Source organism: Cobetia sp. (genome assembly GCF_983723665.1).
This window is the reverse complement of record NZ_CFDJES010000029.1, coordinates 1-8,955: the sequence shown is the minus strand read 5'-3', so window position 1 is coordinate 8,955 and position 8,955 is coordinate 1. Positions and strand designations below refer to the sequence as shown.

Annotated in this window: 9 protein-coding genes; all 9 read left to right on the top strand. The window is 63.3% G+C overall.

Annotated features, from left to right (window positions below; translation table 11 throughout):
• Nucleotides 1-317 precede the first annotated feature (317 nt).
• Nucleotides 318-569 carry a 30S ribosomal protein S16 gene (gene rpsP, locus AC4FAH_RS04870; RefSeq protein ID WP_043336448.1) on the top strand — a complete coding sequence of 84 codons (252 nt, stop codon included), beginning with the start codon at nt 318-320 and terminating at the stop codon, nt 567-569.
• Nucleotides 570-576: 7 nt separating this feature from the next.
• The gene (gene rimM / locus AC4FAH_RS04865) at nt 577-1,143 is read left to right on the top strand and encodes a ribosome maturation factor RimM (protein WP_082388946.1); all 567 of its coding nucleotides are present in this window, start codon (nt 577-579) and stop codon (nt 1,141-1,143) included.
• 25 nt (nt 1,144-1,168) lie between these two features.
• A complete protein-coding gene (trmD, locus tag AC4FAH_RS04860; RefSeq protein WP_043336440.1) occupies nt 1,169-1,921 on the top strand; it encodes a tRNA (guanosine(37)-N1)-methyltransferase TrmD in 753 nt (250 codons plus the stop codon).
• A 196-nt stretch (nt 1,922-2,117) separates the two neighbouring features.
• Nucleotides 2,118-2,474 carry a 50S ribosomal protein L19 gene (gene rplS / locus AC4FAH_RS04855; protein ID WP_043336437.1) on the top strand — a complete coding sequence of 119 codons (357 nt, stop codon included), beginning with the start codon at nt 2,118-2,120 and terminating at the stop codon, nt 2,472-2,474.
• Nucleotides 2,475-2,744: 270 nt separating this feature from the next.
• Complete coding sequence (gene xerD, locus AC4FAH_RS04850; RefSeq protein WP_288986136.1) at nt 2,745-3,650, top strand: site-specific tyrosine recombinase XerD; 906 nt, start codon at nt 2,745-2,747, stop codon at nt 3,648-3,650.
• Between the two features lie 39 nt (nt 3,651-3,689).
• The gene (locus AC4FAH_RS04845; protein ID WP_213114777.1) at nt 3,690-4,460 is read left to right on the top strand and encodes a DsbC family protein; all 771 of its coding nucleotides are present in this window, start codon (nt 3,690-3,692) and stop codon (nt 4,458-4,460) included.
• Nucleotides 4,461-4,632: 172 nt separating this feature from the next.
• Nucleotides 4,633-5,949, top strand: coding sequence for a homoserine dehydrogenase (locus tag AC4FAH_RS04840; RefSeq protein WP_225347368.1), 1,317 nt, complete (start codon nt 4,633-4,635; stop codon nt 5,947-5,949).
• A gap of 115 nt (nt 5,950-6,064) precedes the next feature.
• The gene (gene thrC, locus AC4FAH_RS04835) at nt 6,065-7,456 is read left to right on the top strand and encodes a threonine synthase (RefSeq protein WP_225347367.1); all 1,392 of its coding nucleotides are present in this window, start codon (nt 6,065-6,067) and stop codon (nt 7,454-7,456) included.
• Nucleotides 7,457-7,615: 159 nt separating this feature from the next.
• Nucleotides 7,616-8,955, top strand: a 1,340-nt coding sequence (locus tag AC4FAH_RS04830; RefSeq protein WP_490245729.1) for a single-stranded-DNA-specific exonuclease RecJ, incomplete at its 3' end; no start/stop codon positions are given.

Genomic DNA, 8,955 nt, shown 5'->3' with positions numbered 1-8,955 from the left:
TGGCGGTGGTCCTGGCGGCCCCGGCGGTATGGGTGGCATGGGCGGTATGGGTGGCCCCGGCGGCATGGGCGGCGGACGCTTCCCGCGTCGCTGATTGCTGACCCGATGCCCGATGCAGCGCTGATGAGACATGGGCGCTGACACCAGGAATTGCGCTCCGTGGCACGTCCCGTGCCACGGAGCGTGTGTATGGCCTTGGAAAAAGGTTTCCAAGGCTTGCCAATTTCCGTAGAATGTCGCCTCTTCGTGTGGACCCTCCATGCGAAGACGAGTTCTGTGGCACGATTTTCACTTCAACACGAAGGACAGATTACGCAATGGTTACCATTCGTCTGGCACGTGGTGGCGCCAAGAAGCGTCCCTTCTACCACCTCGCTGTGGCTGATTCCCGCACAGCCCGTGATGGCCGCTTCATCGAGCGCGTCGGCTTCTTCAACCCGGTCGCTCGCGGCCAGGAAGAGCGTCTGCGCGTCGATCTCGAGCGCGTCGCTCACTGGCAGCAGCAGGGCGCACAGGTCTCTGACCGTGTCGCTCAGCTGATCAAGGAAGCTGGCAAGCAGCAGGCTTGATTCCAGGATGCCTACTCAACCGAACAACCCGCAGCCGACCGCAGCGTCATCGCATGACGATGATGTCGTGGTAATGGGGAAGCTTACCAGCCCCTATGGCGTCAAAGGCTGGCTCAAGGTGTATTCCTACACCAGCCCGATTGATGGCATCTTCGATTACGCTGGCTGGATGCTGAAGCTGGACGGGAAGCAGATTCCCGCCCGCCTCGCTCAGGCACGTCGCCATGGCAAGGGCCTGGTGGCACAGCTCGAAGGTATCGACAGTCGCGAAGCAGCACAGGAGCTGGCCGGGGCGGAGATTCTCCTGCCCAAGCAGCACCTGCCGCAGCTGGAAGTCGGTGAGTACTACTGGCATCAACTGGAAGGTCTCGAGGTGGTAACGCTGGATGGCCAGCGCCTCGGGAAAGTGAGCACCCTGATGGAAACCGGTGCCAACGACGTTCTGGTGATAAAGCCGAACGACGACAGCATCGATGAGAAGGAACGGCTCGTGCCGTACCTTCCCGATCAGGTGGTTCGCGATGTGGATCTCACCACTGGGCGCATGAGCGTCGACTGGGATCCCGAATTCTGATGTTAAGCACAGAGAGCTGACGCCTGTGTGGATTGGTGTAGTGAGCCTGTTTCCGGAAATGTTCACGGCGATTACCGCCAGTGGCGTGACCGGCCGAGCGGTCGACAAGGGCCTGCTCGAGGTCGATTTCTGGAATCCTCGCGACTACGCCACCGACAGGCACCGTACGGTCGATGATCGTCCCTACGGCGGTGGTCCCGGCATGTTGATGAAGGTCGAGACCCTGCGTGGCGCCATTCGTGACGCCCGCGCCGCTGGCGGTGACAACGCTCGTGTGATCTATCTCTCCCCGCAAGGCCGCAAGCTGGATCAGGCCGGTGCCCGCGAACTGGCGACGCAAGAGCGTCTGATCGTGGTGGCCGGACGCTATGAAGGCATTGATGAGCGCGTGGTGGAAGAGGAGATCGACGAGGAGTGGTCGATCGGCGATTACGTCCTGTCTGGCGGGGAACTGCCGGCCATGGTCCTGATCGATACGGTGGCACGCCTGGTGCCGGGCGTACTCGGGCATGAAGCCAGCGCGGAGGAGGATTCCTTCACCGATGGCCTGCTCGATTGTCCGCACTATACCCGCCCTGAAGTCATCGACGGCAAGCGGGTGCCGGATGTTCTGCTCAGTGGCAATCATGCCCTGATCAAGCGCTGGCGGTTGCAGCAGTCTCTGGGACGTACCTGGCTCAGGCGTCCGGATTTGCTGGAGAGTCGCACGTTGACTCGTGAGGAGCGCAAGCTGCTCGACGAGTTCATCGCGCAGCACGCCCGGAAAGGCAAGGCCTGACCGCTGCGAACCGAAGGTTCGCAGTCAGGAGAAGGCCGCCACCGTGGCGGAGGTGCGGCACGGCCCGGAGTCATCTTGCGGGAGTTCCGTGGCGCGTCACACACAAGGTCGATCCCCGTGTTCAAGGCCGTTTGCGGTGCCGGGGTCATGACGAACATCAATCCCAGGATTGATGCTAACGAATTTGGAGCTAGCGATGAGCAGCAAGAATAAACTGATCCAGGCGATCGAAAACGAGCAGATGGCCAAGGAAATCCCGGCCTTTGCACCGGGCGACACCATCGTCGTCCAGGTCAAGGTCGTCGAAGGTACTCGCGAGCGTCTGCAGGCCTTCGAAGGCGTGGTGATCGGCAAGCGTAACCGCGGTCTGAACTCCGCCTTCACCGTCCGCAAGATCTCCCACGGTGTGGGCGTCGAGCGTACCTTCCAGACTTACAGCCCGCAGGTTGCCGCTATCGACGTCAAGCGTCGTGGTGACGTCCGTCAGGCCAAGCTGTACTACCTCCGTGAGCGTAGCGGCAAGTCTGCACGCATCAAGGAAAAGCTGGGCTAAGCGCTCCGCATTCCCTGACTGCAGAACTCGGCAGTACTGCGGGGGAGCGAATTGCCACTTGCTCCTCCGCCATATGAAGACCCCGCCATGCATCGCATGGCGGGGTCTTCGTGTTTGTGCACCAGGGAAATCCGCTATGACTTGCAGCGGGTTCATTTCATCGTCAGGGCATCACGGTAGAATCGAGGCTCACGCAGGCCAGGTGCCGCGGTACATGATGGCCACGGCGAGCGCGGATGGCGCGTCATTCAGGACGGGGAAGCGGGAATGATGGACGACGATGCGTTGGTCGAGGCCTTTCTCGATACGTTGTGGCTAGAGCGGGGTGCCAGTGACAATACGCTCGGCGCCTATCGCAGTGATCTCACGGCCTGGCGGCGCTGGTTGGCCGATCAGGCGGAGGCGGGCGCTGACACGGTGCCGTTGCTGAGCGTGGCACCGCAGCAGGTGCAGGCCTTCTGTGACTCGCGGCGTGAGTCACATGCGCTGCGCTCCACGGCGCGTCTGCTGTCGGCATTGCGGCGCTTCTATCGCTGGGCGCTGGCCGAAGGCATGATCGAGGCGGACCCGCTGCATGAGGTACGCCTGCCGCGCGTGATTCCCAGCCTGCCGGGCACGCTGGATGAGGAGGAGGTCGAGCGCCTGCTGGAGGCACCGGATCTCGAGACGCCCATCGGGCTGCGTGATCGCACCATGCTCGAAGTGCTCTATGGAGCGGGCCTGCGCATCAGCGAGCTGGTCAACCTGAGTGTCGATGCGCTCAATCTGCGCCAGGGTGTCGTGCGTGTCACCGGCAAGGGCGATCGTGAGCGGCTGGTGCCGCTGGGCGAGGAGGCCTGTGACTGGTTGTCACGCTGGCTGTCCGTTGGCCGACCTGCGATGATGGCCGACCAGACGCGTCCGGCACTGTTTCCCGGCCGACACGACAAGGCCATGACGCGACAGACCTTCTGGCATCGCATCCGGCGTCACGCCGTGACTGCGGCCATCAGCAAGCCTCTGTCACCGCATACGCTGCGCCATGCCTTCGCCACGCACCTGCTCAATCACGGTGCCAACCTGCGTGTCGTGCAGCTGTTGCTGGGACATCGTGATCTTTCCACGACCCAGATCTATACCCATGTGGCCCAGGCGCGTCTGGAGCGTCTGCATGCCGAACATCATCCGCGTGGCTGAGTGTCCTTCCCTCTGCGCGCGGACGCCAAGGAGTGTTTGATGAGCAAGTCTTTCCGTCGTCCGCAGGCCCTGTCCCGTGCGATCCGCCTCCTGAGCGCCGGCGCCGTGCTGACGCTTGTGGCGCCATTGGCCCAGGCTGATGCGCTGGATGATCTGCGCGACAAGCTCGTCGTCAATGGCCAGCCGCTGCCGGTCGAATCACTGGCCTCAAGCCCCATCGACGGCCTCTATGAGGTGCGCCTGACCAGTGGCGAGAGCTTCTTTACCGATATCGACGGCAAGCATCTGATCGTGGGTGAGATGTACCGCAATGATGGCGACAAGGGGCTGGTCAATCTCAGCGAGCAGAAGGCCAATGGCGAGCGCCTCGAGCTGCTGGCCGAGGTCAGTGAAGATGATATGGTCATCTTCCGCCCGGCGGGTGAGGTCAAGGCGGTGATCAGTGTCTTCACCGATACCACCTGCCCGTATTGCCGCAAGCTGCACCAGGAAGTGCCGGAACTCAATGCACGTGGCATCGAAGTGCGCTATCTGGCCTTCCCGCGCGGTGGCATGCGCTCGCAGGGCGCGCGTGAGCTGGCGCAGGTGTGGTGTGCGGACAATCCCACCGAGGCGATGAACCAGATCAAGAATGAAGGCGAAGTGCCCAAGCAGGCGGCCAGCTGCGATGCGCCGGTGCAAAGCCAGTATCAGCTGGGCACGCGCATGGGAGTGCAGGGTACCCCGGCCATCGTGATGCCGGATGGCCAGATGGTGCCGGGCTACCTGCCCGTGGAGCGTCTTGCCAGCATGCTGGGCATCGATGACTGAACCACAGGCGACAAGACTGCGCGTTGACAGGGCGTCCTGCCTTGCTACCGTGGTCACGACAGACGTACGTGCAGGATGTCTGGATAATAGACCGACGTGAGATCGGCAAGGCCGTCGCTGACAGTGGCGCGGCCCTCAAGGCTGGATACCGTAACAAGAGAGGAAAGCGACGTTGAAACCGGTGAAAGTAGGAATCTGTGGTCTAGGGACCGTAGGCGGCGGCACTTATAACGTGCTGATTCGCAATGCCGATGAGATTGCGCGTCGTGCTGGACGCCCGATCATCGTCGAACAGGTCGGCGCACGACGCGACAATCCTGACTGCGATATCACCGGCGTCAGCCGCACGCACGACATCTTCGAGGTCGCGCGCAATCCCGAGGTCGATGTGCTGGTCGAGCTGATCGGCGGCTACGATGTCGCCTATCAGTTGGTGATGGAAGCCATCGCCAACGGCAAGCATGTCGTGACCGCCAACAAGGCGCTGATCGCCGTCCACGGCAACGAGATCTTCCGTGCCGCCGCCGAGAAAGGCGTGATGGTGGCCTTCGAAGCCGCAGTGGCCGGTGGCATTCCCGTCATCAAGTCGCTGCGTGAAGGCCTGGGTGCCAACCGCATCCAGTGGCTGGCCGGCATCATCAACGGCACCGGCAACTTCATCCTCAGCGCGATGCGTGATGAAGGTCGCAGCTTCGAGGACGTGCTGGCCGAGGCGCAGGCGCTGGGCTATGCCGAAGCCGATCCGACCTTCGATGTCGAAGGCATCGATGCCGCGCACAAGCTGACCATCCTGGCCTCGATTGCCTTCGGCGTGCCGCTGCAGTTCGACAAGGCCTACACCGAAGGCATCTCGCGCATCACGGCCGAGGACATCGAGCAGGCCGATAACCTGGGCTACATCATCAAGCATCTGGGCATCACCCGCGCCACGGCCAAGGGCCTCGAGCTGCGCGTGCATCCGACGCTGATTCCCAAGGGACGTCTGCTGGCCAATGTGCATGGCGTCAAGAATGCCATCGAGGTGATGGGCGACGCTGTCGGCCCGACCCTTTACTACGGTGCCGGCGCCGGTGCCGAGCCGACGGCCTCTGCCGTGGTCGCGGACCTGCTCGACGTGGCGCGCGATATCGCCACCGACCACCGCTACCGTGTGCCGTATCTGGCCTTCGCCGAGATCAATCAGCACGGCGACACCCTGCCGATCCTGCCGATGGAAGAGATCGAGACGGCCTGCTATCTGCGTCTGCACGCAGTGGACCGCCCGGGCGTGTTGGCGCGTGTCGCGTCGATCCTCTCCGAGCAGGGCATCTCCATCGAGGCGATCATCCAGAAGGAAGCCACCGAAGGGGAGCTGGTGCCGATCATTCTGCTCACGCACCGTGCGCGCGAACTGCACATGAACGAAGCGATTCGCCAGCTGGAAGCGCTGGTGGATGTCGCCGGTTCCGTGGTGCGCATTCGTGTCGAGGATCTCGACGACAACGCCTGATCGCGGGCAAACGGGGCGGGGCTATCGACGGTGATGGCACCGCCCCGCTGGGCAGCCGGCGCAGGCCGGAAGAGCAAGAATCATAACGGTGGCAAGAGCCACGGGAAGACACGACATGCGTTATATCTCCACGCGCGGCCAGGCGCCGGCGCTCGGTTTTGAAGATGTGGTTCTCACGGGGCTTGCCAGTGATGGCGGTCTGTACGTGCCGGAAACCCTGCCGCAGTTCAGCGCCGATGAGCTGACGGCGATGGCCGGTGAGTCCTACGCGGAAATCGCCTTCCGTGTCATGAAGCCCTTCGTCGATGGCGCCATCGATGGCGAGACCTTCCGTGACATCGTGCGCGAGACCTACGCAACCTTCAGTCACGATGCCGTCGTGCCGCTCAATCAGCTCGACAGCAACCATTACCTGCTGGAGCTGTTCCACGGCCCGACACTGGCCTTCAAGGATGTCGCGCTGCAGCTGCTGGGTCGCCTGCTGGATCACTTCCTTGCCAAGCGCGGCGAGCGTGCGGTGATCATGGGCGCGACCTCCGGTGATACCGGCTCCGCCGCCATCGAGGGCTGCCGTGCCTGCGATCATGTGGATATCTTCATTCTGCATCCGCACAACCGTGTCTCCGAAGTGCAGCGCCGCCAGATGACCTCCGTGCTGGCGCCCAACGTCTTCAACATCGCCATCGAAGGCAACTTCGATGATGCCCAGGCGATGGTGAAGGCCAGCTTCGCCGATCAGGACTTCCTGAACGGCACGCGTCTGGTCGCGGTCAACTCGATCAACTGGGCGCGCATCATGGCCCAGACCGTCTACTACGTGGCCGCCGGTGTGGCGCTGGGCGCTCCGGCGCGTCAGGTCAGCTTCACGGTGCCGTCGGCCAACTTCGGCAACATCTTTGCCGGCTATCTGGCCTCGCGCATGGGGCTGCCGGTGCGCCAGCTGGTGATCGCCACCAACGCCAACGACATCCTGCATCGCACCATCTCCTCCAATGACTTCTCGCGTCAGGAGCTGAAGGCGACGCTGGCACCGTCGATGGATATCGTGGTGTCCTCCAACTTCGAACGTCTGCTGTTCGAAGCCTATGGCCGCGATGGTCAGGCGATCCGTGAGCTGCTCGAGCACTTCTCGCGGGAACCGGCAGCACTGGCGGATGCCCCGCTGGCGAAGCTGCGTGAGCTGTTCTCCAGTCACAGTGTCGATGACGAGACGATCCTCGAGGTCATCCGTGAGGCGCACCATCGCACCGGCGAGATTCTCGATCCGCATACGGCAACCGGCTATCGTGCGGCTGAGGTCTGCCGTACCGATAGCGCGACGCCGATGATCACGCTGGCGACGGCGCATCCGGCCAAGTTTGCCGAAGCCGTGGCGCGTGCCGGCTTTGCTGGCGTCGATCTGCCGCCGCATCTGCATGACCTGCTGGAGCGCGAGGAGCGTTACAGCGTACTGCCGGCGGAGTTGGCGGCAGTGCAGGACTTCGTGCGCGAGAATCGCCGCGGGTGATTGCAGCAACTGCCGGTTGGCCCGCTCGGGGTGATCGGCAGTCATCTTTTCATGGCCGTCATGTCTGCAGTCCGCTGCCGAGATGACGGCCATGTCGTTTGTCAGGAGCTCTCCATGTCTGTCACTTCCCCCGTGTCGCCCCCATTCTCGCAAGATTCCATGAGTCGTCCGGACGAGCGCACGCTTGCGGCCAGCATTGCGCGGGTCATTCAGCCGCGCGTGCGTGACGAGCGTCTCTATCAGCAGGGCATCGCGACCGGGCTCAGCGAATTGCAGGCACGTGTGCTGGCAGGGCGTCTGACGCTGGAGAGCTGCAAGGCGCCCCTGGAGGCGTTGGTCACGCCGGCACTCCGGCATATCGAGCATCCCGAACGGCTGGCCGATGGCCGGCGCGCGGCAGAGCGCATCGCGCGCGCCGTCGCCGAGGGGGAGCATATCGGCATCCTCACCGACTATGACGTGGACGGCATCACCTCGCATGTGGTGATGCTGCGCACGCTGACCGAGCTGTTCGATGTGCCCAACGACCGCGTGCACAGTCTGATCGGCCATCGCATCCATGATGGCTATGGCATCAGTCTGCCGCTGGTCGAGCGCATCATGACGCTGTCACCGCGTCCGTCTCTGATCGTGACCGCGGACTGCGGCTCCAGTGATGAGGCGCGTCTGGCGTTGCTCAAGGAGGCGGGGATAGAGGTGGTGGTGACGGATCACCATGCGTTGCCTCAGGAAGGGCCGCCGGCTTCCGCCTACGCGACCGTCAATCCGACACGAGATGACTGCGCCTATCCCGACGCGACCATTGCCGGCTGCATGGTCGCCTGGCTGACGATGTCATTGACCCGTAACGTCTTGATCGAACAGGGCAGGTTGCCGAGCGATGCCCCCAAGCTGTCGCCGTGGCTGTCGTATGTGGCGCTGGGGACGGTGGCGGACTGTGTGTCGCTGGGGGGCAGTGCGATCAATCGCGCGGTGGTCAATCTCGGCCTCACGTTGATCAACCGCATGCAGGAACCCTGCTGGCGCGCGATGGCAGAGCGGCTCGGGGCGGATAGCGTGCCCTTCAATGCCGAGACGCTGGCCTTCCAGATGGGGCCGCGTATCAATGCCCGCTCGCGTCTGGATGACCCGTACGCCGCGCTGCATTTCATGTTGGCGCGGGAAGATGGCGCAGCGCAGCGTGCACTGGAAGTGCTCGATCAGGACAACCAGTCACGCAAGGCGATCGAGGCCGAGATGGTGGAGTCGGCGCGTGCCCTGGCGCTCACCTCCTTGCGGGAAGGGCATCAGGTGATCGTGGTCCACCTGGAGGATGGTCATCCCGGGGTGCAGGGCATTGTCGCTTCGCGCCTGGTGCAGCAGTTCGGGCGACCGACCGTCGTGCTGACACCAGCCGCGGTGCCCGGCATGTTGACGGGCTCCGGACGCTCCATCGAAGGATTGCACCTGCGGGATGCGCTGCAGCGTGCCCATGATCTCGCGCCGCAGTGTCTGCCGCG

Coding starts and splice junctions, on each gene's coding strand:
- rpsP (WP_043336448.1), top strand. CDS start 318: ATGGTTACCATTCGTCTGGCACGTGGTGGCGCCAAGAAGCGTCCCTTC.
- rimM (WP_082388946.1), top strand. CDS start 577: ATGCCTACTCAACCGAACAACCCGCAGCCGACCGCAGCGTCATCGCAT.
- rplS (WP_043336437.1), top strand. CDS start 2,118: ATGAGCAGCAAGAATAAACTGATCCAGGCGATCGAAAACGAGCAGATG.
- xerD (WP_288986136.1), top strand. CDS start 2,745: ATGGACGACGATGCGTTGGTCGAGGCCTTTCTCGATACGTTGTGGCTA.
- AC4FAH_RS04845 (WP_213114777.1), top strand. CDS start 3,690: ATGAGCAAGTCTTTCCGTCGTCCGCAGGCCCTGTCCCGTGCGATCCGC.
- thrC (WP_225347367.1), top strand. CDS start 6,065: ATGCGTTATATCTCCACGCGCGGCCAGGCGCCGGCGCTCGGTTTTGAA.